This window comes from Acinetobacter sp. X9 (genome assembly GCF_054889255.1).
Genome location: NZ_CM142679.1, coordinates 370,395 through 392,912, shown reverse-complemented (window position 1 = coordinate 392,912; position 22,518 = coordinate 370,395). Strand labels below are relative to the sequence as shown.

General features: G+C 37.6%; 20 protein-coding genes. 8 read left to right on the top strand and 12 right to left on the bottom strand.

Annotation, left to right across the window (positions count from 1 at the left end):
• Window positions 1-11 precede the first annotated feature (11 nt).
• The 6 genes from astD to ACYU0V_RS01875 all read right to left on the bottom strand — a co-directional run bounded on the left by astD (window position 12) and on the right by ACYU0V_RS01875 (window position 9,312).
• Window positions 12-1,481, bottom strand: coding sequence for a succinylglutamate-semialdehyde dehydrogenase (gene astD, locus ACYU0V_RS01900; protein ID WP_086399341.1), 1,470 nt, complete (start codon window positions 1,479-1,481; stop codon window positions 12-14).
• The gene (gene astA / locus ACYU0V_RS01895; protein WP_002116871.1) at window positions 1,481-2,512 is read right to left on the bottom strand and encodes an arginine N-succinyltransferase; all 1,032 of its coding nucleotides are present in this window, start codon (window positions 2,510-2,512) and stop codon (window positions 1,481-1,483) included. The genes astD and astA overlap by 1 nt, the downstream gene beginning before the upstream one ends.
• Before the next feature lie 18 nt (window positions 2,513-2,530).
• Window positions 2,531-3,745: a bifunctional succinylornithine transaminase/acetylornithine transaminase gene (locus tag ACYU0V_RS01890; protein ID WP_461848827.1), complete on the bottom strand. Its 1,215-nt coding sequence runs from the start codon at window positions 3,743-3,745 to the stop codon at window positions 2,531-2,533.
• A 135-nt stretch (window positions 3,746-3,880) separates the two neighbouring features.
• Window positions 3,881-5,152 carry a Glu/Leu/Phe/Val family dehydrogenase gene (locus tag ACYU0V_RS01885; RefSeq protein ID WP_017481698.1) on the bottom strand — a complete coding sequence of 424 codons (1,272 nt, stop codon included), beginning with the start codon at window positions 5,150-5,152 and terminating at the stop codon, window positions 3,881-3,883.
• A 1,035-nt stretch (window positions 5,153-6,187) separates the two neighbouring features.
• Window positions 6,188-7,621, bottom strand: coding sequence for an amino acid permease (locus tag ACYU0V_RS01880; protein ID WP_017481699.1), 1,434 nt, complete (start codon window positions 7,619-7,621; stop codon window positions 6,188-6,190).
• A gap of 413 nt (window positions 7,622-8,034) precedes the next feature.
• Complete coding sequence (locus tag ACYU0V_RS01875; RefSeq protein ID WP_461848824.1) at window positions 8,035-9,312, bottom strand: hypothetical protein; 1,278 nt, start codon at window positions 9,310-9,312, stop codon at window positions 8,035-8,037.
• A gap of 127 nt (window positions 9,313-9,439) precedes the next feature.
• Here ACYU0V_RS01875 and ACYU0V_RS01870 point away from each other — a divergent pair, with 127 nt between their 5' ends.
• Window positions 9,440-10,228: a class I SAM-dependent methyltransferase gene (locus ACYU0V_RS01870; protein ID WP_372550553.1), complete on the top strand. Its 789-nt coding sequence runs from the start codon at window positions 9,440-9,442 to the stop codon at window positions 10,226-10,228.
• A gap of 26 nt (window positions 10,229-10,254) precedes the next feature.
• Window positions 10,255-10,785: a hypothetical protein gene (locus ACYU0V_RS01865; RefSeq protein ID WP_017481702.1), complete on the top strand. Its 531-nt coding sequence runs from the start codon at window positions 10,255-10,257 to the stop codon at window positions 10,783-10,785.
• A 53-nt stretch (window positions 10,786-10,838) separates the two neighbouring features.
• On the opposite strand, the gene ACYU0V_RS01860 is transcribed toward ACYU0V_RS01865, so the two are convergent.
• Both ACYU0V_RS01860 and ACYU0V_RS01855 read right to left on the bottom strand, forming a co-directional pair.
• Window positions 10,839-11,402: a hypothetical protein gene (locus ACYU0V_RS01860; protein ID WP_046811865.1), complete on the bottom strand. Its 564-nt coding sequence runs from the start codon at window positions 11,400-11,402 to the stop codon at window positions 10,839-10,841.
• Window positions 11,403-11,541: 139 nt separating this feature from the next.
• Window positions 11,542-12,009: a Holliday junction resolvase-like protein gene (locus tag ACYU0V_RS01855; protein WP_046811866.1), complete on the bottom strand. Its 468-nt coding sequence runs from the start codon at window positions 12,007-12,009 to the stop codon at window positions 11,542-11,544.
• A 158-nt stretch (window positions 12,010-12,167) separates the two neighbouring features.
• On the opposite strand from ACYU0V_RS01855, the gene ACYU0V_RS01850 reads away from it, so the two are divergent.
• The 4 genes from ACYU0V_RS01850 (at window position 12,168) to yccS (ending at window position 17,104) form a co-directional block, all read left to right on the top strand.
• A complete protein-coding gene (locus ACYU0V_RS01850; protein ID WP_005804567.1) occupies window positions 12,168-12,812 on the top strand; it encodes a ParA family protein in 645 nt (214 codons plus the stop codon).
• 124 nt (window positions 12,813-12,936) lie between these two features.
• Window positions 12,937-14,055, top strand: coding sequence for an AI-2E family transporter (locus tag ACYU0V_RS01845; protein WP_461848821.1), 1,119 nt, complete (start codon window positions 12,937-12,939; stop codon window positions 14,053-14,055).
• Window positions 14,056-14,180: 125 nt separating this feature from the next.
• Window positions 14,181-14,750, top strand: a complete 570-nt coding sequence (gene sodC / locus ACYU0V_RS01840) for a superoxide dismutase family protein (RefSeq protein WP_141314906.1) — start codon at window positions 14,181-14,183, stop codon at window positions 14,748-14,750.
• 203 nt (window positions 14,751-14,953) lie between these two features.
• A complete protein-coding gene (gene yccS / locus ACYU0V_RS01835) occupies window positions 14,954-17,104 on the top strand; it encodes a YccS family putative transporter (RefSeq protein ID WP_461848819.1) in 2,151 nt (716 codons plus the stop codon).
• 41 nt (window positions 17,105-17,145) lie between these two features.
• Here the strand turns inward: yccS and craA are convergent, their stop codons facing one another.
• Together craA and ACYU0V_RS01825 are read right to left on the bottom strand one after the other, a co-directional pair.
• Entirely contained in the window at window positions 17,146-18,375 is a 1,230-nt protein-coding gene (gene craA / locus ACYU0V_RS01830; RefSeq protein WP_461848818.1) for a chloramphenicol efflux MFS transporter CraA, read from the bottom strand.
• A 368-nt stretch (window positions 18,376-18,743) separates the two neighbouring features.
• Window positions 18,744-19,112: a hypothetical protein gene (locus tag ACYU0V_RS01825; RefSeq protein ID WP_086355294.1), complete on the bottom strand. Its 369-nt coding sequence runs from the start codon at window positions 19,110-19,112 to the stop codon at window positions 18,744-18,746.
• A 237-nt stretch (window positions 19,113-19,349) separates the two neighbouring features.
• Here ACYU0V_RS01825 and ACYU0V_RS01820 point away from each other — a divergent pair, with 237 nt between their 5' ends.
• A complete protein-coding gene (locus ACYU0V_RS01820) occupies window positions 19,350-19,937 on the top strand; it encodes an NAD(P)H-dependent oxidoreductase (RefSeq protein WP_014207799.1) in 588 nt (195 codons plus the stop codon).
• 13 nt (window positions 19,938-19,950) lie between these two features.
• Window positions 19,951-20,265 (top strand): putative quinol monooxygenase, encoded by a 315-nt coding sequence (locus ACYU0V_RS01815; RefSeq protein ID WP_417891079.1) that lies wholly within the window; start codon window positions 19,951-19,953, stop codon window positions 20,263-20,265.
• A 44-nt stretch (window positions 20,266-20,309) separates the two neighbouring features.
• Here ACYU0V_RS01815 and ACYU0V_RS01810 read toward each other — a convergent pair whose 3' ends face one another.
• Window positions 20,310-20,678 carry a hypothetical protein gene (locus ACYU0V_RS01810; RefSeq protein WP_017400479.1) on the bottom strand — a complete coding sequence of 123 codons (369 nt, stop codon included), beginning with the start codon at window positions 20,676-20,678 and terminating at the stop codon, window positions 20,310-20,312.
• Between the two features lie 94 nt (window positions 20,679-20,772).
• Complete coding sequence (locus tag ACYU0V_RS01805; protein WP_461848814.1) at window positions 20,773-22,182, bottom strand: FAD-binding oxidoreductase; 1,410 nt, start codon at window positions 22,180-22,182, stop codon at window positions 20,773-20,775.
• Window positions 22,183-22,518: the final 336 nt, after the last annotated feature.

Genomic DNA, 22,518 nt, shown 5'->3' with positions numbered 1-22,518 from the left:
TTCCCTAGTGTTTAAGGCAACACAATCCCTGGAGATAATTTTTCTGGTAAGGTTAGGCTGTCACTTTCAAGTGATGCCATTGGCCAAGCACAATAGTCGGCAGCGTAAAAAGCACTCGCGCGGTGATTACCTGACGCCCCTACACCACCAAACGGTGCAGCACTTGAAGCCCCAGTTAATGGCTTGTTCCAATTCACAATACCGGCACGCGCTTCAATAAGTAAGTCATCAAACAGTTCACGTTTTGGTGAAACCAAACCAACTGACAAGCCAAAACGAGTTGCGTTAGCAATTTTTAATGCTTCATCAAAGTTGTCATAACGTTGAATGGTCGTAAGCGGACCAAAATATTCTTCATCCGGAATATCTTTCACGCCTGTTACATCAACAATACCCGGAGTAAGTAGCGAGCTGTCTTCTTGAGGACGTGTCATGGCTAATAAACTTTTTGCACCCAACTCAAGTAATTTTTGCTGAGCATGCATCATATTTGTTGCAGCAACTGATGAAATCACACCACCCATAAATGGTTGTTGCTCGTCGTTCCAACGGCCAACTTTTAGGTTTTTAGCAACTTCAACAAAACGTTGAATAAATGCATCACCTTCAGCACCATTTTTTACCAAGATACGGCGTGCACATGTACAACGCTGACCTGCCGAAACAAAAGCAGATTGAATAGCGAGATTAACTACTGCATCAACATCAACAATTTCATCAATAATCAATGCATTATTGCCGCCCATTTCAAGCGCAAGAATTTTTTCAGGTGCACCTGCCATTTGCTTATGCAAGTGATAACCAGTGTTTGCACTTCCGGTAAACAATAAACCATCAATTTCATGTGAAGCAGCTAATGCTTCGCCCGTGGTACGTCCACCTTGCACCAAATTCATCACACCATTTGGCAGACCAGCTTGCTGCCAAAGTTTTACAGTTTCTTCAGCAGTCCATGGCGTTAATTCACTTGGTTTAAATACAACTGTGTTGCCAGCAAGTAATGCCGGAACAATATGCCCATTTGGTAGATGGCCCGGGAAGTTATATGGACCGAAAACCGCAAGTACACCATGCGGACGATGACGCAAAGATGCCACACCATCAGCCATTTCAGTTGAGCTTTCGCCTGTACGCTGGTGGTAAGCACGAATCGAAATCGCAACCTTGCCAATCATTGATTGAACTTCAGTTAATGTTTCCCAAAATGGCTTACTGGTTTCTTGGCTAATGACTTCTGCTAAATGCTTTTTATTTTCTTCAAGCAAAGCGGCAAATTTTTCAACAATCGCTACACGCTCTGCAAGTGGTAAACGCGCCCAAGCTGGAAACGCAGTACGCGCTGCCTGACAAGCTTGCTCTACATCAGTAGCAGTAGCCTCGGCACCTGACCATACAGTTTGGTTATCAACTGGATTTGTTTTTTCAAATGTTGCACCGCTGCCTTGTAACCAGACACCGTTTATAAATAAAGAGTTTGACATCAGGATACTTCCATTGGATTTAGTGATAACACACGAACAACGTGACCTTCTTGTACACCGAGTTTTTCAGCTTGTTCATGTGTTAAATTTATTGTGTTATCAACAAGATCAAGCTTTAACAACATTGCCTTATAGTCATGATAATTATCATTGGCAATGAGATATTGGGTCTTACCGACCGCAGCTTCACTTGTAATTTTGACGTTTAGTAACTGACTTTCTTTTACTGCTCGCAATTCATCAATATTGGCTTCAATGGTTGGACCCGCATCAAAAATATCGACATATCCTTGATAGCGTAAGCCTTCCGACTCAAGCACATGATAAGCAGGTAAAGTTTGTGGATGCATTTTTCCAATTACCTCTTGCGCATCTTTTGGCAAGAGATCTACATAGACTGGGAAACGTGGCATAAGCTCTGCAATAAACACTTTTTGCCCAATTCCACTTAAATAGTCTGCTGTTGAAAAATCCATATTAAAGAAATGGTGACCAATCGCATCCCAAAATGGAGAACATCCATTTTCGTCTGAGAAACCCCGCATTTCAGCAATTAACTTTTTCTCGAAATATTGCTTAAAGGCAGCGATAAACATAAAACGGATTTTCGATAAGAATTTACCATTTTGGTTTTCACGACGCTCTGGATCTAAAAATAATGTACAGAGTTCACTACTACCTGTTCTGTCATTACTTAAAAATAAAGTAGGTAATGACTTATACACATTTAATGCTTTTGAAGCGTGTACTTGAGTGCCAACATGAAAGTTGTACCAAGGTTCAATGAGTCCAACAGCAACTTCAATTGCACTTAACCCAATAACACGTTGAGCTTCTGTATCTTCAAGAACAAACAGATAACCTTGTTCACTTTTATGGACATTGCCATTTAAAGTATTGCGAGTACGTGAAATTCGAGCCGAAAGTGTATCCATATTTTGTGGCAAGGAAGTCAGGCCTACACCCGACTTACCTGCTAATTTATAAATATCTTCAAGGTCTCGAAACTCGGCATGACGGACGATCATCATGGCTAGCTTTCCTTTTTTTTATTTAGCCAACTTTGCCAATGCGCGTTTTAAACGAGCAATTCCTTCATCAATATCTTGTTCAGGAATAATCAGAGACGGTGTAAAACGAACCACGTTTGGTCCCGCGATTAAAGCAAGTAAACCTTCTTCACCTGCCCATGTGGTAATGTCTTTCGCTTTCCCTGCATACTCAGCTTTTAATACACAACCAATGAGTAAGCCTTGACCACGAATTTCTTCAAAAATCGGGTACTCAGCATTTAATTTATTTAATGCGTCGATGAAATATTGATGACGATGTTTTACACCCTCAAGCACTTCAGGGGTATTAATAAACTCAAATACTGCACCAGCAACCGCACTTCCTAACGGGTTACCACCATAAGTCGTACCATGTGTACCGACTGAAAAATGCGGAGCAAACTTATCGGTTGTTAGCATTGCACCTACTGGAAAACCACCACCTAGTGCTTTTGCAGTCGTTAATATATCTGGAATAACACCAGAGTTCATGTAGGCATACAGTGCACCTGTACGGCCAACACCGGTTTGTACTTCATCAAAAATCAGCAATGCACCAAACTCATCACACAGTGCACGTAATCCCTTTAAAAATTCGATGTCAGCAGGAATAACGCCGCCTTCACCTTGGATCGGCTCAACAATAACTGCACACGTTTGATCATTAATGACCGCTTTTGCAGCTTCTAAATCATTAAAGGCAACATGGTTGATACCATTTGGAAGTGGTGCAAAGTCTTGTGAATATTTAGGTTGACCACCCGCTGAAACGGTAAATAAGGTACGGCCGTGGAACGCATTGTTAAATGCCACAATGCCACTTTTGCCAGCAACGCCGCTGTCGAGTCCAACTTTACGCGCCAGTTTTAATGCCGCTTCATTCGCTTCTGCACCTGAGTTACAGAAGAAAACCTTGTCTGCAAATGTATTTTCGGTGAGTTGTTTTGCAAGGCGCAGAACGGGTTCATTTGTATAACCGTTGCCTACATGCCAAAGTTTTGTTGCTTGTTCTGTTAAAGCATTCACTGCCACTGGATGCGCATGACCTAATGCGTTTACTGCAATCCCGCCTGCAAAATCGATATATTCTTTATTTTCTTGATCCCAAATACGTGAACCTTCGCCACGTACCGGAATGAAATTTGCCGGTGCAAAAACTGGAACCATCCAGTCGTTAAAGTTGCTTCGAGTTACAGAAATTGGCTGTTCCATGCTTACCTCAGTATTTATTTAATATATTCGATAACACTTAAATTTGAATAATTCAGAAAAAGGGAATGAGCAAATAAACCCTATAACATCCTTTATATTTGCTCAAACCACTTTTTCTAAAGTAATTTCCGCAGATTAGCCTGGGAAAATACCGCGTTCTTTACGAGCTTTTAAGATACGCTCACATGCCAAGATGTAAGCTGCTGTACGTAAAGTACAAGCGTTGCTGTTCGCTGTATTCCAAACGTCATCCATAGCTTGAACCATCAACTTGTCTAAACGCTCGTTGATTTCTTCTTCGCTCCAGAAGTAGCTTGCCATGTCTTGAACCCATTCGAAGTAACTTACAGTTACACCGCCGGCGTTACATACCACGTCAGGAACTACAACAATGCCACGCTCAACTAATACATCTTCAGCTTTAGGATATGTCGGGCCATTTGCGCCCTCTAAAATCAACTTAGCTTTAAGTTTTTGAGCACGTTCAACAGTGATTTGGCCTTCTAGTGCAGCTGGAACAATAATGTCAACTTCAGCTGTCCAGAAATCTTCATCAGCAATTGATTGCGCGCCAGCAAAACCACCAACACCTTGGTTTGCATTTACGTGATCACGTAATGCTTCAAGATCAATACCATCAGCATTGAAAATTGTGCCAGTGTGATCTTGAACGTGTGTAACTTTCGCTTTTGATTCAACAAATAAGAAAGCTGCTTCACTACCTACGTTACCAAAACCTTGAATAGCAACTTTCGCGCCTTCAATTGGTAAATTAATTTTTGCTGCTACTTCACGACCTGTAACGAATACGCCACGACCAGTTGCTTTCACACGACCTAAAGAACCGCCTAAGTGAACTGGTTTACCAGTTACAACACCAGTTACAGTGTGACCTTGGCTAGTAGAATAAGTATCCATCATCCAACCCATGATATTGGCATTAGTACCAACGTCTGGAGCAGGGATATCTTTTTGAGGCCCAATAATATGACCAATTTCAGTCGTGTAACGACGAGTCAAACGCTCTAATTCACGAGTTGATAATTTACGTGGATCAACACGGATACCACCTTTTGCACCGCCAAATGGCAAGTTCAAAACAGCAGTTTTAATTGTCATCCATGCAGACAACGCCATTACTTCATTCAAATCAACATTTGGATGGTAACGAACACCGCCTTTACCCGGACCACGAGACAAGTTGTGTTGTACACGGTAGCCTTCAAAGTGCTGGATCGAACCATCATCCATCACGATTGGCACGTCAACAATAAGCGCACGCTTAGGACGTTTTAAAGTATCAATATAATCAGCTAAGTGTTCTAAATATGGCGCTACACGGTCAATTTGTGCCAAGTAAGTTTGCCATGCATCGCTATGTTCGTTTACGTATGAAAGATCTGACATCTTTTTTCCTATATACCTTCATAGACTCAGATTTGATAAATCCGTAGTCTTTATTATTCAGCAACTAAAACCTTGCAATAACAAAGTCTTAGTTTATTTACTAAACCTTCTGCTCTTCTAAAGCATTAGGTTTTTTAAATTCCATTTGTTGATACTAAAAGTATGATCTACTTTTATATATCGATATCTTTTACAAGCTTTCTTTCATTTAACTTACTGTTTATAAAGCTATCTTTATAAAAGCAAAGTTTAACCACAACCCACTTAATCCAGTCGGCTGAAATATAAATACAAAAGAAATGGCATAACCGTTTGGGAGTTAAAAAGAACGATGATTTATAAAAAAATCATATGTCCATAAAAATTATTTTGACTAATCGATAGATCCCTCCATTAGTCTTTTTAAAAATAAACATTGTTCAATAATGCTACAGATTAATTATCTCTACACATACCGCTTAAAATTAAGCCGGAACATAGCTATAAAATCTTCCAATAAATATAGCATAGAGCACACTCATTTAGAACATTTTAAAATAAATAAGCAGAGAAAAAATAATCAAATCGTACTAATCCTTATAATAAAAAAACAACAAATATTAAAAAAAGCTTAACTTTAATAAAAAAAATTTATAGAAAACATAAAATCATAATTTTAAAAAATACACCAAATTTAAACCATAAATAACAACAACTTAAAAATTAATTATCTTCATGAAATTGTCAAAAAATTATACCTTCTCTACATTAAATCTATAATAAGTCCATTTCCAATTCATATTTCATAAAATCCCAAAAACCTCTTTATCAAATAACCAAGCTAAACATAGACTTAATTAAATATTAATAATAAATAAATATTAATAAGAATCCGATAAATGGTAATTTTACAAAACAATATTTGTTTTCATGATTAAAAATAAAACTTCATTTTAAAAAAAAATATATAAATTCCTTCTTTTTTAACTTCCAGTAAGACACAAAAAAGGCCCCTTACGGGACCTTTAAAAAGACATTCTTTAGACTCTAGAAAGCTCAGCTCTGCACCAGATCTTTCTTTCGATAAAAAATGAAGTAGCTTGCATAGCATAGAAGTATAAAAACAATACAACAGATAAAACCAACTTGCATGGATGGGTCAAAGACCATACTGATGCAGGTAACGAGACAGAACAATCCACCCACAATTGGGGTAAGAGGGAAAAGAGGTGCCGCGAAACGCAAATCTTTTGCTGTTTTTCCTGACTTATACCACTGTCTACGGAAGTTAAACTGCGAAATACAAATCGCAATCCAAACCACAACCATCGTAAAAGCTGCAACCCCCAATAGATTCTTAAAAATTGTTTCTGGTGCGAATTGTTCTGAAAGCAATCCAGGAATTGCACCAAACATAGTTACAGTAATGGCAACAATCGGTGTTCCAGAAGGAGTTAATTTAGAAAATATTTTTGGTAATTGATTTTTCGCCGAAAGCGACCACATCATACGTGAAGCAGCAAACAAACCAGAATTTGCAGCAGAAAGTAAAGCCGTAATAATTACAAAGCGGATAATATCTTCTGCATATGGAATACCAATATAGTTAAATACCGTCACAAAAGGACTATTACTTACTTCATTTGCACTAAGGCCTGCAAGTTGAAACGGCAGCAATGAACTAATCACCACAATTGTACCAACAAAGAAAATTAGTAACCGCCAAATAGCCGCATTGATTGCTTTAGGAACTGTCTGTGCTGGATTCTCAGCTTCCCCCGCCGCTACCCCAATTAATTCTGTGCCCGAAAAAGCAAAGTTAACAATAAGCATAGTGGCAAAAATTGGGAAGAGACCGTTTGGGAACCAACCGTGGGCAGTCAGGTTACTAAATAATGGCGCTGTTTCATGTCCGTGGTAAGGAATAAAACCGAAAATTGCCAGTAGACCCAAACCAATAAAACAGATGATTGTAATAACTTTGACTAGTGCCAACCAGAATTCAGATTCGGCAAATAATCGAGTTGAACTGATATTAAGGAAAAAAACTAAGGCACCAAAAAAAAGAGTCCAAGCCCATACCGAGGTAGATGGAAACCACTCCTGCACCAATAAAGCCGCTGCAGTAAACTCAGTCCCTAAAGTTGCAGTCCAAGTTAACCAATAGAGCCAAGTAATCATATAGCCCGTACCCGGACCAATATAACGACGTGCGTATTCACCAAAAGAACCTGATTCCGGCACATGAACCGCAAGTTCACCAAGGCATAACATCACGGTATAGGCAATTAAACCGCCCAAAAAATAAGAAATAATTGCGCCAATTGGGCCTGCTTGGGAAATTACATCACCAGACCCTAAAAAAAGACCTGTACCTATGGCACCGCCAAGGGAGATCATCACCAAATGTCGAGTACTCATTGCTCGTTTCAAAGGTGCAGAACTTCCATGTTGCGATGCATCATTATTCCGATAATTTAATGATTGCATATAAAAAACTGTAACGACAATTTAGTAAAAAATCATTTTAGGAGAAAAAAATAAATATGCAATTATCTTTGAATAGTGAACTTATTTTAACCAAGCTCTTTATGTAAAAATAAAATATATAGAAAAAACATTTATTTATATTTTTTTATAGCTATATCTGTATTTTAATTAATCTTATATTATTTCGACAATTTATGTAGTAGAAAAACCCATTTATCTTTAAATATAGTATTTATATATATTACTGGTTATGCCTACTTTAAATACAGCAGATCACTATATAACAAACCTACTATTTATTTAAATAATGAGCTTTAAAATAATATACAAATAAGTTTATAAAAAAATATTTTTTAAGCAAAAAATAAAGCCCAAACCTAAAGGTCTGAGCTTTATTTAGACACTATAAAGTTTTAATAGCTGATGGTGCTCAACTGTTCGGTAGATTGAATTGAACCTTCCGTAAACTCACACAGCCCTTGTTCATCACAAGATAAATTTAATTGCTTATAGCTAATCGCTAAAGAATCCGAATATTTTTTGATTACAAACGGACTCATATCCGATGTTAAGGGCTCTTCACGCTTGAACAATTTAATAATCTTACGATCATTCATCGCTAACAAATAAATTTCATTATTTAATTCAATGTGCACTACACCAGTTTGCTCAGCCACAATTGGAACCAAATAAGATTTATTCGCCAGTACAGTATCTACTGTATAACTTTCAAACTTTGAATTGATGAGGTTAAATACCAAAATTAAACCAAAGCTAGTCTGCAAGCCTTCTTTATAATTTGCATCTTCTTGAATTCGCTGTACTTTAATACCGAGCTTTTGAAAGTCCAACTCAGTTGCTTGATTTGTTTTTATCAGACTATGTGTAATAGCCTGTTTAAGTGGGTTATCAAAATAACGTTCATCTAACTGAAAATCATTTTGACGCAATATTTTTAACAACATTTCATCATGTTGAGTAAGAACATGCGCAAGTACATTACGGAAGTAAAACTTACTTTGTTTTTTGACCTTACGAACTTGCTGATAAAAATAGATTTCATCGAAATCATGTTCAATAAAATCATGTAATAAACTTGAACTAGCCAATACAGACAATGCTTCATGACCAGTAAATGGCAAATGAATCGTATGTAAGCTTGGTAACAGCTCTTTTATTTTTAAGTAATGTTCACGGTCAATTGAAAAGTAAGGGTCATAAACAATAATGTATTCACGCGCTGTATCGACATCTTGTGGCTGAATCTGCATGTCTTTATTTGCTATAGCATCAAAAAACTCAGCGTAACGTCGGTCTTCAACATGCTCTGGATCAATTGAATATTGAGGCACAAATGCAATCACACGGTTCATATTCAATAAATTAGAATATTTGATTGCCGCATAGCCGCCCATTGAACCGCCATAACCCACAATATTTTTAAAGCCTTCTAGAATAGGCGAAATTGCTTTTGCCAGCTCAACCATGCTTGCTTGAGGAAACCATGATTTTTGTTTTGGCATTACCCCAATAACATTATATTGGTATTTAATTAGAGACTTTTCAGCATTGATAGATAAGCCACTCGCTCGGGTAATCAAATCGCCAAAAGAGAGAACCAATGTATTAGAATCGCCTGGTAAAAAAATGGCTCTAATGTGTTCGTCTTCAAAAATAATTTGCTTATCCATGCTCACACCGAAAGAAAATTTACTCCCACATACAACGTCAAAAATGAAACAAAATAGGTGTTTTGCCAATTTATGATTGCGGAGTATCTTATTTTATAGATGCCAGTCAGATTAAAAAGCGCAAAATATGACACAATCCTTACATCCTGCCGCTCAAAAAGGCTTCAGTTCAGCTGCTGAACTATATCAGCAAGTTAGACCCAATTATCCCGCAGAAATAGTAAGTTGGCTGCAAAATTGCCTACAAATACAGGAAAACTCTACTGTTATTGATCTTGGATCGGGTACTGGCAAATTCTTACCCTACTTAAAACAAACGCATGCAGATGTTATTGCAGTTGAGCCAATTGGCGAGATGTTACAGCAGCTTCAACAAGTTTATCCTGATATCAAAACATTACAGGCTTTTAGCCATTCAATTCCTGTAGAAGATCATAAAATTGATGCCATTGTTTGTGCGCAATCTTTTCACTGGTTTGACAACCTTGATACCCTAACAGAAATGCATAGAGTATTAAAACCAGAAGGACATTTAGGGCTAGTTTGGAATCAACGAGACGAACGTACAGATTGGGTCAAGGCTTTAGCTGACTTCCTACTTCCACTTGAAGGTGACACACCTCGTTATCATAGTGAAAAGTGGAAACGCGTATTTGAACAACAAGATTTATTCGTATTTGATAGCCTACAAACATTCACACAGTCACAACACGGTTCTGTCGAACAAGTCGTAAGCAAACGTTTACTCTCTACGAGCTTTATTGCTGCAATGACTGAAAAAGATCAATTACAACTCAAAGCACAGTTTGAAAAAATTGTTTATGATTTTACGGGATTAGGTCCTCTAGATCAGATTGATTTTCCATATGTTACGTATGCATATCACTTTCAAAAAAGTACGTTACCCGTTAAATAATTAGTGAATAGGTTTGGTTGAAAGTTATGAAGAAAACACCTCAAATCATATTAATGTCTTTGCTTTGCTCTAGCCTATTTCTGACTGCTTGTAAAAAAGCGGATGAGCCTGCTAAGACGGAGCAACCTTCTGCCACCTCATCTACCGATCAGGTTTTAGAAAAACTAAATGAAAGACCTGTTAAGACCTTCCCTGCCACTGCTGATGATGCACACGATATTGCGCTCTTAGAGGATTATGACCGCCGCTTTACAGAAATGAGTGACGAGATGGAAAGTGAATTAGCAAAAATGCATGAAGCTGGAACCCTCACTACAGAGTTTGAGCAACAGCGTACTCTCGATAATGTGCGCTCTTCTCTGACCATGTTAAAAGATTTAGATTTAAAAACTGAGCAAGGTCGTTACATTCAGGGTCTACTTTATCAATATTGGGAAAACCAAGAAAAACACTTGAGTGATAAGCAAGCCACTAAAGATGAACAGATCAATGATCTTGCCGACTATTTACAAGCGCAAAATCAATTAAAATATTGGAAAGCATCGCAACAGAAATAAGCAATGTCTTGGTTATAAAAAAGCCTTCAAACTTATGAAGGCTTTTTTTTAAATTATATATTTTGCTTTTCAACCCAATGAATTGCCTGAACGCGGAATAACTCACATGCACCATCACCCGTATCAGTCGGCGTAAGTGAGGATTTCCAAACTAAGTTTTTGTCCTTAATCTCGACAAGATCACCTTTTAGATAAACTAAATCACCACGTTTAACCTGTTTAATCTGCTGAGCAATTTCAGGATTTGCAGGAATGATGTGCATGTTAGATACCATTTGCATTGCTTGCTCTGCTGGAACAGGTAATTTAGGAATTTTCCAGTTTAAATAACGGTCATATTGTTTCACTGAAATATGACGTGCGATTTCAGGCTTTGCAAACAATCCCCAACTTACTGCATAGTCGATAGGAGAAAACTTAGCTTGTTCATCATTTTGATAAACTTTTGAACCCAAGATTCTGAAGTTTCCTTGAAAAGGTTGTAATACAGAAATAGATTGATCTTTTTCTATCGGGCTCAAACCATTGGCAATATTATATTCACTTGAGGTCGATGCAAATGTTGAACTCATGCCAATCACGGCGAGTAAGCCCATCATCAAACTTTGTTTTTTCATCGTGTTACACCTCAAATATTGCTAGATCAAAGTGAATAGATCTTCAATTTATAATAGCTTTAAGCGATGAAAAAAATATCGAAATTTAGTAACAATACAGATCAATTTCGTCTATTTTTGTGCTGAATTAAACAGCTTGTTAATCTTCGAAATCTATTCTCAACGTTTCGAAACGAACCTTACCTTGTTGAACAGCTTGGGCAATTGCTTGTTGACCTTTCGTAAGTCTAGCTCCACCACTTTTTACATCAAGCAAAATAATATTGATGTCTTCTGCCGTACCATCGCCATCGCGGAAATCGGTATATCCATCAAAAATAATATAGTCCACCGGATCGCCCATGAATTTTGCATCACTTGGTAAATACTGAAATTCAGGTAAAACGGGAGCAAATTGTTCTGCCATTTTTCCTTTCAACACCGCACGACTTGTATTTACACTTCTCTTTTGTGCTTGAGTAAGCGCCTGTTGATGCTCTAGTTCAAGTTCAGCAATATATTGCTCATATTCAGCCTTAATTCGTCCATTACGTGTATTTGATAAAATAATAGTAGTGATGATAATACCAATGCCAGCACCAATAAGCATGGCAAGCCATACAGACATAAATTTTCCTTAAAAAGCGCGAATTAAGATTACAACTCTAATCATATCTAAAATAACGAAACAGCTTAAACTTTTGTCAAATGCAGTCATCTACTTCTCACAAAAAGATGCTAAGGTATAAAACATAAACAAATGTGCTGCTGAAAATAATTGGATTTATGAAAACGATACTTATTGCAAATCAAAAGGGCGGATGCGGAAAAACCATGACAGCCATTACGTTAGCAACGGCATTGGCACAAAAAGGATATAAAGTAGCATTAGCAGATTCGGACAATCAAAAATCGGCTTTACAATGGTTAAAACAGCGCCCTGATACTGTTGCAACGATTCAAAGCCTAGACTGGCGTCATGAAAAATCAATTGGTGATGCACCCAAAAATCTGGACTATTTAATTATTGATGCGCCTGGTGCTCTGTCAGGTGAGCATGCTGAACAGCTTATTAGTGAAGCGCATGCCATTATTACTCCACTTCAACCTTCATTTTTTGATATAGACAGTACTCGTCGTTTTTTAAAGCATTTACAAGACATTAAACGTATTCGTAAAGGTAAAGTTCAGATTTTACTTCTTGCAAATCGTGTAAAACCAAACAGTGCAAGTTCAAAAGATATCCAACAGTTCTTTGAAAAAATTGAACAGGAACCTGTTGCATGGATTGCTGAACGCACTGCGTATGGCAGCTTAGCAATGCAGGGTTTAAGCATTTTTGATAAACCGCAAAAGAACTTTATTAGTATCCAAAATCAATGGCAACCTGTTCTAAACAAGTTAATTGAAGATAAAGCTGAGTGGTTTTAATTAACTTTTAGCCTCTAAAAAGAGTTGTATAAGGTTTTTTACATTGTGACCTTAAAATTTGCCTCAGGTTATTTTTCAGTTAATATGACTTTATTCTACGTAGAAAATTAGAGAAATATTGTTCGTGCATCCATACGCTCCTAATTTACAGCGCGTTTTATTGTTTGGGCTGTTTTTTATTTTGATTTTTTTAGGATTTAATATCCTGAAATATTTTATTGTTCCTGTACTTTGGGCTGCCATCATTGCATATATGACTTGGCCTATTTATTTAAGAATTCAGCGTTTTTTTGGAGAAACCCGCAATACTTTAAATGCAACTCTAATGATTAGTCTGGTCATTTTAGTCGTTGGTGTACCCTTTACATGCGCTATTTTCATTTTGCAGCATGAAGGACGCAACTTATATTTTGACTTACAACGTCAGGTTTTTTCGGGCCATTTAAGCGTTCCAGATTTTATACGCGAGCTTCCTTTTGTAGGAAAAGAGATTTCTCGTACACTCAATGAGTTAAACAACGATCCTAATAGCACCATTCAAAATATCGCAGCTTGGGTACAAAGTCATTTAAGTTATGGCCGTGTACTGCTCGGTGAGATTAGCAAAAATATTGTCAAACTTGGCTTTGCCGTATTTAGCCTATTTTTCTTCTACCGTGATGGTCAAATGATTTTGTCTCAAGTGAGTAAAGCTTTAGAAATGGTCATTGGCCCTCGTATTCATCACTATCTTGATACGATTTCCGAGACAACTCGTGCAGTAGTCTATGGCGTAGGTTTAACTGCAATTGCTCAAGCCGTTTTAGCTGGATTAAGTTACTTCGTAGCAGGTGTACCAAACCCTATGGTACTCACTATTGCTACGTTCTTATTGGCTTTAATTCCATTTGGTACTCCAATTTCTTATTTAGGCGTAGGTTTATGGTTGTTCTCTCAGGGACAAACCATGGAAGCAATTGGGGTTGTCGTTTGGGGCGTGGTGATTGTCAGTAGCTCAGATAATGTGATTAGACCACTCGTCATTTCTGGCGCCACCAAAATTCCGTTCTTATTAATTATGTTTGGTGTATTAGGTGGTATTGCGAGTTTCGGCTTGGTCGGTTTATTTATTGGCCCTGTAATTTTGGCTATTTTACTGGCAATTTGGCGTGAATGGTTACATGAGACGATTGAGCCTGAACCTATGCCAAAAACGACCATGATTTATGATTCTGAGAGTGAATCGTCTAATGATGAAAAGTGACATAGAGATTTAATTTAAAAATGTTTCTAGATACAAATTAACTATTTAAATTAACTTGTAGGTCAGACCTGTGTTTGTTTGAATCAAACAATCATATATATTTATAAGGACATCCAATCATGCAGATGTTTAATAAAATTGGCGTAGTCTGTGCGCTTACAGCCCTTTTTACCGTTGGCTGTAGTTCGGTAACTAAAACTGTATCTGACACAGCCCAAGCATTAACCTCAATGCATACAAAAAAAGTGGTCGACGTAAATGAAGTGACAGCTAATGGTATTGGCAAAAAAATAGGTACGATTAGCTTTCAAGATAGTGACAAAGGTTTAATTATTACCCCTGCTCTTGCTGACTTACCAAGTGGTACTCGTGGTTTCCATATTCATGAAAACGCTTCTTGTGCACCTGCTGTAAAAGATGGAAAACCTGGCGCTGCTTTAGCTGCGGGTAGCCACTATAACCCGAACCAAGCCCCTCATCACGGTACTCCAACCACTGGCCATTTAGGCGATCTACCTGTTTTAGTTGTCGATAATACAGGTGTTGCAACAACTGCCGTAATCGCCCCTAGATTGAAACTTGCTGATATTCAAGGTCGAGCTATTATGATCCACGCTGGTGGCGACAATTATTCAGACTCACCTCAACCTCTTGGCGGTGGCGGAGCACGAATTGCATGTGGTGTGATTAAATAATTTATGTATTTTTCAAATTGTGGGTATCTAAAAAGATATCCACAATTTTGTTAATTTATTGATCATTACAACTTGATTTAAGTCTAATAAAATCTTAAAAAATGACTGACTTTTGTAGATAAAAAGAATAATATTTTTGAAGTAATAAAAATTTAAAGTTACATACTGCTTTCTCACGTATTCTCTAATTTAGAACAAAAGCCGTGAATTATCTGACCCAAATATTTAATAGCTTTAAGACAAACTCTATTTTAATTTATTGCCTGCAAATTCTGATTGTACTCACTGGCACAACTTTAGGTTTGCTGTGGCTGGGCTATAATCAACTTATTGTTCCCGTGACCTTAGGCGCAATTGCAGCAGCATTAACAGACTTTGATGATCGTTTAAGTATTCGATTACGCAACTTGGTCTATGTCTGTCTGCTCTTTTTTATAGTCAGTAGTATTCTTGGCTTTTTAGCTCCTTACAAAATTTTCTTTATTTTATATCTCTCTATCTCAAGCGCTTTTTTCATATTACTAGGCGCCTTAGGGCAACGTTATGCCACGATTTCTTTTGGCACGATTCTGCTCTCTATTTATAGTATGTTCGGTTTAGGCGAATACGTACATTGGTATCAACAACCTACTTATTTTGTTTATGGTGCTCTATGGTACGGTTTAACTTCTATTTTATTTTTTATTATTAAACCGACACTTCCCTTACAAGATAAGCTCTCACAAATTTTTAAAGAAATTTCTGTTCTACTACAAGCAAAAGCTCGTTTGTTTGATCCGGACAATAAAGAGAATGTTGAGCAGCTTTTATATGAATTATCTCTACAAAATACACAAGTTGCCCAAAGTCTCAATCAAATACGCAGTTCACTACTTACTCGGCTCAAAGCTTCCAGAGTCAGTAATAAAAGTATCTATTGGCTAAACCTATATTTTTTCGCACGAGATATTCACGAGCAAGCCACTTCAAATTATTTACATTACGAACATATTCAACAGAATTTTAGCCGTAGTGATCTTATTTTCCGTTTCCAAAAAAACCTGCGTCTACAAGCACAAGCATGCCAAGACTTAGCTCAATGTATTTTATATAACCAGCCATATCAGCCTTCGCAAGAAAGTCAGAAAGTATTGGGACATTTGGAAAGTTCTTTAAAAGATTGGATACAACAACATCCACAAAATTTTGAAGTTAAAAATTTAAAACTTATTTTTGATAATTTAAAAGGAATGCATGAACAGTTTGAACAACTGCAATATGCCCAACCTGTTCCTGAAAATAACACTCAAACAAGACAAGAACACTTAAATTTACTTGATGATGATATTCAAGGATTTTCAGATCTTATCTTAAAACTTCGGCAACAACTTACGCCACAGTCAGCGCTGTTTAGGCATGCCATACGAATTGCTGTGGTTTTCGCCGCAGGTTATGCAATTTCACTGTTACCCTTTGCGCAGCATGGCTACTGGATTTTACTCACCAGTTTGTTTGTCTGTCAGATTACTTATTTTGCGACTAAAAGCCGTCTTAAATTAAGAACGATTGGTACCCTACTCGGTGTTTTATTAGGAATACCTATTTTATATTTTGTACCGAGTATTGAAGGCCAGCTCATCATTACAATTATTTGTGGAGTCTGCTTTTTTTACTTACGTCAAAAAAAATATGCTTTGGCTACACTCATGGCCACCCTTATGGTGCTATTAATTTTCAACTTAAAAGGCGCTGGCTACAGTATTATTTTGCCTCGACTGATAGATACCTTATTAGGCTGCTTTATTGCATGGCTTGCCGTAAACTTTATTTGGCCCGACTGGAACTTTCGAAACATCCCCAATAATATTAATAAAAGCAGCAAAGCGACCTTAGATTATTTCAATGTGATTGTTGAGCAATATCAATATGGTAAAAATCAGGATATAGAGTACCGTCGAATTCGTCGTGCTGCGCATAACGCTCAGATTGAGCTATCCAACATGATTTCAAGCCTAAGTGCTGAACCCAACCCGAACCCTCAACTCATCCATTATGCTTTTCGTTATCTGGTTTATAGCCACAGCCAACTGAGTTACGTAGCAGCGTTAGGAAGCCAACGACAAAAAATTGATGATCAACAGGTATTACAACTCTTACTGGATTGTCAGCAAATTCTTAATCAGAGCTTATTTGATCCGGCTTATATTGATTTCAATTTCCTTGAGCAGACTTTAGCGCAAATTCAAAGCCTAACTACTCATGAGCACTTTTCAGAGAATTACACACTCGTGTTAAAACAAATCAGTTTATTGCTAGAAACCTTGCCTGAATTATTAATTCTCAAGGGTAAACTTTTAGAACAAGAGATTAAGTAGAATAAAAAAATACCGGAATATCACTTCCGGTATTTTTTTATTTAATTGTTGCCTTGTTGCAGTCTTTCTTGCATTTCCTGCTTCAAAGCACTTCGCGGTTGGCTAAACCAAAGAGCAATAAAGGTAAATGCAGACAATGCAAAAGCCCATAAATGAAATTGTGTATAGAGATAACGTACAAGCTCAATCATTGCAAAGAAGCTCATCATCAGTAACATTGAAACTGCTGCTGCAACTGTTCCTTTTGATACCTCAGATGACATGAGTGCAAAGCGATATAAGACTGAAAAGCTAATTCCCTCACCAAAACAGATGAGCGTCATGCCTGTAAGCAAACACGGTATGAGATAGGCTTGCCACACCACACCTAATATTAAAATAAGTGTACCAGTGAGCATAATCGGTAAACCCATCATGACGGTTTTACCCAAAGGCAAACGGTCAATAATTTTGATTAAGACAATGTTGCCTACAATCAAACCCAAAAATACAGGGAATTGAGCTAAGCCATATTGCACACTGGTGAGCTTTAATTCATCTACTAAAATGATTGGAGATAAAGCAATCCATAGCATTAAAGGCATACCCACTAAAGGTAATGCAAGGCTTAAACCTAAAAACCGGCGGTTGGTAAACACCTTTTTAAAATCATCAAAAAGATAACTAAAAGGTTGCTTGGTTACACTGACTTGCTGGCTTGGCATCTGTTTTTTCAACCCGATCCAACTGAGTAATGCCAATACTGCGATGGCGACAAAGCCCCAGTGCCATGACACATAATCAATTAAGAAAGCGCCAAGTACAGGTCCTAGCAAGGGTGCAAGTAATGAGATATTTGCCATGAGTGCCATGACTTTAATCGCATCACGTTCAGCAAAGCTTTCTTGAATAGCCGCATATCCAACTGCTGAAATTACGGTTAAGCCAATTCCCTGCAAAAATCTTAAAGCTAGAAATTGCTCGATTTGCGTCGTCAGTAAAATTAAAAAACAGCATAGAGCAAAGAATAAAACTCCTGCTAATAGTACTTTTTTACGACCGAGACGGTCCGACAAAGGACCAAGTAACCATGCAACAGATGCGCCACCTAATAAATAAAATGACATCGAAGATGGTGCCCAAGTTGCACTTACACCAAAATCTTCAGTAATTGCCAACATGGCTGGCTGAATCAGGTCATTACCAATATAAACCGCAAATTCAAATAGCACTAAGGCCAAAGGAAACATCAACGTTGTACGGTTCAACGTTGTCGTTTGAATATTTTTCATGAGTTGTACACTTCAAAATAGCGGCCATATGTCTGTACGACTACCTGTAAAATAAGATGTAGTCATGACGATGACATGTATGGTCAATCAATCTTTAGTTAAATTGTTATATGCCGTGAGAGTGCATGTTTAGAGTGTGAAACACCGTATTCACAAGGTGTCTAAAACGAGAAAAAATATATGACGTGAGATTCGGTAATTTTTACCAATTGGCACAATTGCCGAGCGCAACAATAGCACTTTTTAAATTGATCAGCAATCATGCAATTTCAAGAAGCTTAAATTTCAGTTTTGTGCACAAAAAGGCATGCAAATTATGCTTGTGCACAAACTCAAAGTTATCCACATATTCGATAAAAAATTAAGCATCATGGGCAAGGATTAACTTGAAAATCTGTAGTTTCCTCTCCTTTTGTACATTGATAGCTTTGCTTTTTATTCACAATTTTCCAAATTTGCTGATCCCGTTTTAATAAATATTCAGTACGTGTCTTCGACACCGCATCTGGACTAGGTTCTGTTTGCAAAATAGTAACTTGAGCATTGGAAGGATCATCCGAAGCATTCATTTGCTGTGAAATATCTAAATTGCTTGCATTATTTAAAAGATCAGGTTGATCGAGCAATACAGCCTGTATAGGACTATCAGCGAGTTGAGCAGAAGAATTTTGAGATGGAGCACAAGCAGTTAATATACTTAGGCTGAAAATAATCAACAAACCATTCTTTTTCATCACTCTTCCCCTCTATTTACTCAAAATTAATGCTAAAGATAATAGGCCACTTTTTCCTTTTGAGCTTTGTAAATAGGCATAAATTTATTGATATTAATGAGATAGATTAATTTTAAATAGTAATCCAATAATAATTATTGATTTTTTATCAACAATATTTTTCCTATTCATGCATTTTTCTACAACAGTAAATCTCATAGAGTATGCGTCAAATACAGGAATTTAATGAGAGCAACCTCCATGAGTAAGATTTTAGTGATTAATGGCGCTAAACAATTTGCCCACTCAAACGGTGAATTAAATGACACATTAACCACCCTAGCAACCACACATCTCACGGAACTCGGCCATGAAGTCCAAGTCACCCGTGCAGACAGCAATTATGATGCTGAAAGTGAAGTTGAAAAATACTTATGGGCAGATGTTGTTATTTATCAAATGCCAGGCTGGTGGATGGGCGCACCATGGACAGTCAAAAAGTACATTGATGATGTCTTTACCACTGGTCATGGTTCACTTTATGCAAGTGATGGGCGTAGCCGTTCTGATGCCTCAAAAAAATATGGTTCAGGTGGTTTAATTCATGACAAAAAATATATGCTGTCATTGACTTGGAATGCTCCAATGGAAGCATTTGAAGATGCAGATCAATTCTTCCACGGCGTAGGTGTAGATGGCGTTTATTTACCATTTCATAAAGCCAATCAGTTCTTAGGCATGAGCACCCTTCCGACATTTATTGTAAATGACGTCATTAAAATGCCTGACGTTGATAGTTATGTTGAAGAATATAAAGCACACTTAAATACTGTATTTGCAGCAGCCTAATAAGGAGAAATCTATGCTAACCATTATTGCGGAAATTCGTACTAAATCGGGTGGACAGCATCGCCAGAACGTATTGGATGCCTTTCAAAAAATCATTCCAACTGTTTTAGCAGAAGATGGTTGTCATGGTTATGAACCTTTAGTTGATCACAAATCAAATGCTAACTTCCAAACTCACGAGCCTGATACGATTGTCATGCTAGAAAAATGGGAAAGTGTTGCTCATCTTGAAGCGCATTTAGCTACACCGCACATGCAAGCGCATCATGCAGCCGTTAAAGATGATGTAGTTGACGTCAAAATTAAAATTTTAGAAAGCGGCGTATAATTTAGACTATAAAAAAGACGATATATTTATCGTCTTTTTTATTTTTAAGAGCAAAGCTGAGTTTGAAAACCTCTAGAGCCTTTCCCTCTCGCGCATTGATAGCTCTTTTGCTTATTTTGCAATTGCCACTTTTCATCAACCAATTTGAATGAATATTCTGTTCGGATTGCAGAAACAGAATCATCCATTAAACCTGTTTGGATAACGGTAATACGGGAAACTGTTGGAGATTCTACTCGGTTAAATACTTGCTGAACTGAGGTATTGTTATGCTCTTTTACGATCTCAGGCTGGGCTTTAAGTACTTGTTGCATCGGAGTTTCCGAACCCACAAAAGGAATTAATTTACTGGTCGTCGCACACCCAGTGAAAAGTCCAGCACAGAGCGCTGAAATTAAAAATAAACGTTGCATTTTTATCACCAAAAACAAAAGGCATAGCTTTATGATGCTATGCCTTTGTCGGTTACTCTGTAGAAACTATGTAGTCCTACAAAATAGATATAATTTAAAGATCAAATAACTTGCCTGGATTCATAATCCCTTTCGGGTCAAATGCCAACTTCAATGCTTTCATATATTCAATTTCTTCAGGCGAACGTGAATATTCCAAATATGGCTTTTTCGTCATACCTACGCCATGTTCAGCAGAGATTGAACCATCGTATTTTTTAACAGTATCAAACACATATTTATTAACCACCTGACATTTCGCAAAGAACTCATCTTTGGTTAAGTTTTCAGGTTTTAAAATATTTAAGTGCAAGTTACCGTCACCAATATGGCCGAACCAGCAAATTTCAAAGTCTGGATAGTTTTCTTGAACAATCGCATCAATTTCACGAATAAATGCAGGTACGTGAGTAATTAATACTGAAATATCGTTTTTGTATGGAATAAATGGCGCGATTGATTCAGAGATATCTTCGCGTAAACGCCATAAGCTTTCTACTTGGTCAAGGCTCTGGCTCATTACGCCATCAAGTACCCAACCCTGCTCCATACAATGCTCGAAAATTTCCATTGCTTTATCGAGAATCGGCTCATATGGAGCTTCAAACTCAAGTAATACATAGAACGGGCATTGAGTTTCAAATGGGCGTTGTACATGTCCATGATCTAAAACTTTTTGCATTGCAAGTTCACCAAAGAACTCAAATGCAGTTAAGTCGATGTCTTTTTGGAAAGCATGTAACACAGGCATTACTGCATCAAAATCAGGGACACCTAAAACTAAAACTTGTAAGTTTTGTGGTTGACGCTCAAGTTTAATTTCTGCTTCGGTCACTAAACCTAATGTGCCTTCACCGCCAATAAACAAATGCTGTAATGCATAACCAGTTGCATTTTTCACCATGCCTTTGTTTAAACGCAGGATGTCACCTTTACCAGTCACTACGGTTAAGCCAAGTACCCAGTTACGTGTCATGCCATATTTAATAACTTTAATACCACCAGCATTGGTACCAATATTACCGCCAATCTGACTAGAACCCGCTGACGCAAAGTCCACCGGATAATACATGCCTTGTTCTTCTGCATAATTTTGCAATTGCTCAGTCACAACACCAGCTTGAACACGCACCATACGGTCTGCCGGGAAGAACTCAAGAATTTGGTTCATTTTGTCCATGCTAATGACAATTTCACCATTAGTTGCTACCGCACCAGCAGAGAGACCAGTACGACCACCTGACGGTGTAATCGCAACATTAAACTGGTTCGCAAGCTTTACAACTGCCTGAACTTGTTCAGTCGTTGACGGAAAAACGATGACCGATGGGTTCGGATTAAAATGCTTGGTATGATCTTTACCCCAGTTTTCGAGACTATCAGCATCAGTTTTAATACGGTTTTCACCGACGATTGCTGTTAATTGGGTGAGTAACTCAGGTGTTAAAGCGACTGGAGCATTCATCGTTTGCAGACCTAGCAAGAAGTAAACTGTGGTGGGACTATGACCTCATAATTCTCAAGGTTCTCACCTGAGCAAAGCCATAATGTTCAAGGAACTCCTATATTCTACATGTATCCGCGCAAGCGATAAAGTTCAGAATAGAGATACTGTCACTACAAAACATGTTTAACGTAAATAAATGCTTTCTATGGGGCTTTCAGAGAAAAATCACATTTATCCCCCTACCAAGCATATTTTAAAATGCTCGACAAGCCATAAACAGAAGTGATTAGACATAGATAAAATTGCCATAAGGCGATGGTATAAACGAAATATCTATAGCACCGCCCAGTATGT

Coding starts and splice junctions, on each gene's coding strand:
- ACYU0V_RS01815 (WP_417891079.1), top strand. CDS start 19,951: ATGCTAACCATTATTGCGGAAATTCGTACTAAATCGGGTGGACAGCAT.
- astD (WP_086399341.1), bottom strand. CDS start 1,481: ATGTCAAACTCTTTATTTATAAACGGTGTCTGGTTACAAGGCAGCGGT.
- sodC (WP_141314906.1), top strand. CDS start 14,181: ATGTTTAATAAAATTGGCGTAGTCTGTGCGCTTACAGCCCTTTTTACC.
- astA (WP_002116871.1), bottom strand. CDS start 2,512: ATGATGATCGTCCGTCATGCCGAGTTTCGAGACCTTGAAGATATTTAT.
- ACYU0V_RS01890 (WP_461848827.1), bottom strand. CDS start 3,745: ATGGAACAGCCAATTTCTGTAACTCGAAGCAACTTTAACGACTGGATG.
- ACYU0V_RS01805 (WP_461848814.1), bottom strand. CDS start 22,182: ATGAATGCTCCAGTCGCTTTAACACCTGAGTTACTCACCCAATTAACA.
- ACYU0V_RS01850 (WP_005804567.1), top strand. CDS start 12,168: ATGAAAACGATACTTATTGCAAATCAAAAGGGCGGATGCGGAAAAACC.
- ACYU0V_RS01865 (WP_017481702.1), top strand. CDS start 10,255: ATGAAGAAAACACCTCAAATCATATTAATGTCTTTGCTTTGCTCTAGC.
- ACYU0V_RS01810 (WP_017400479.1), bottom strand. CDS start 20,678: ATGCAACGTTTATTTTTAATTTCAGCGCTCTGTGCTGGACTTTTCACT.
- ACYU0V_RS01855 (WP_046811866.1), bottom strand. CDS start 12,009: ATGTCTGTATGGCTTGCCATGCTTATTGGTGCTGGCATTGGTATTATC.
- ACYU0V_RS01870 (WP_372550553.1), top strand. CDS start 9,440: ATGACACAATCCTTACATCCTGCCGCTCAAAAAGGCTTCAGTTCAGCT.
- ACYU0V_RS01860 (WP_046811865.1), bottom strand. CDS start 11,402: ATGAAAAAACAAAGTTTGATGATGGGCTTACTCGCCGTGATTGGCATG.
- craA (WP_461848818.1), bottom strand. CDS start 18,375: ATGAAAAATATTCAAACGACAACGTTGAACCGTACAACGTTGATGTTT.
- ACYU0V_RS01875 (WP_461848824.1), bottom strand. CDS start 9,312: ATGGATAAGCAAATTATTTTTGAAGACGAACACATTAGAGCCATTTTT.
- ACYU0V_RS01820 (WP_014207799.1), top strand. CDS start 19,350: ATGAGTAAGATTTTAGTGATTAATGGCGCTAAACAATTTGCCCACTCA.
- ACYU0V_RS01885 (WP_017481698.1), bottom strand. CDS start 5,152: ATGTCAGATCTTTCATACGTAAACGAACATAGCGATGCATGGCAAACT.
- ACYU0V_RS01880 (WP_017481699.1), bottom strand. CDS start 7,621: ATGCAATCATTAAATTATCGGAATAATGATGCATCGCAACATGGAAGT.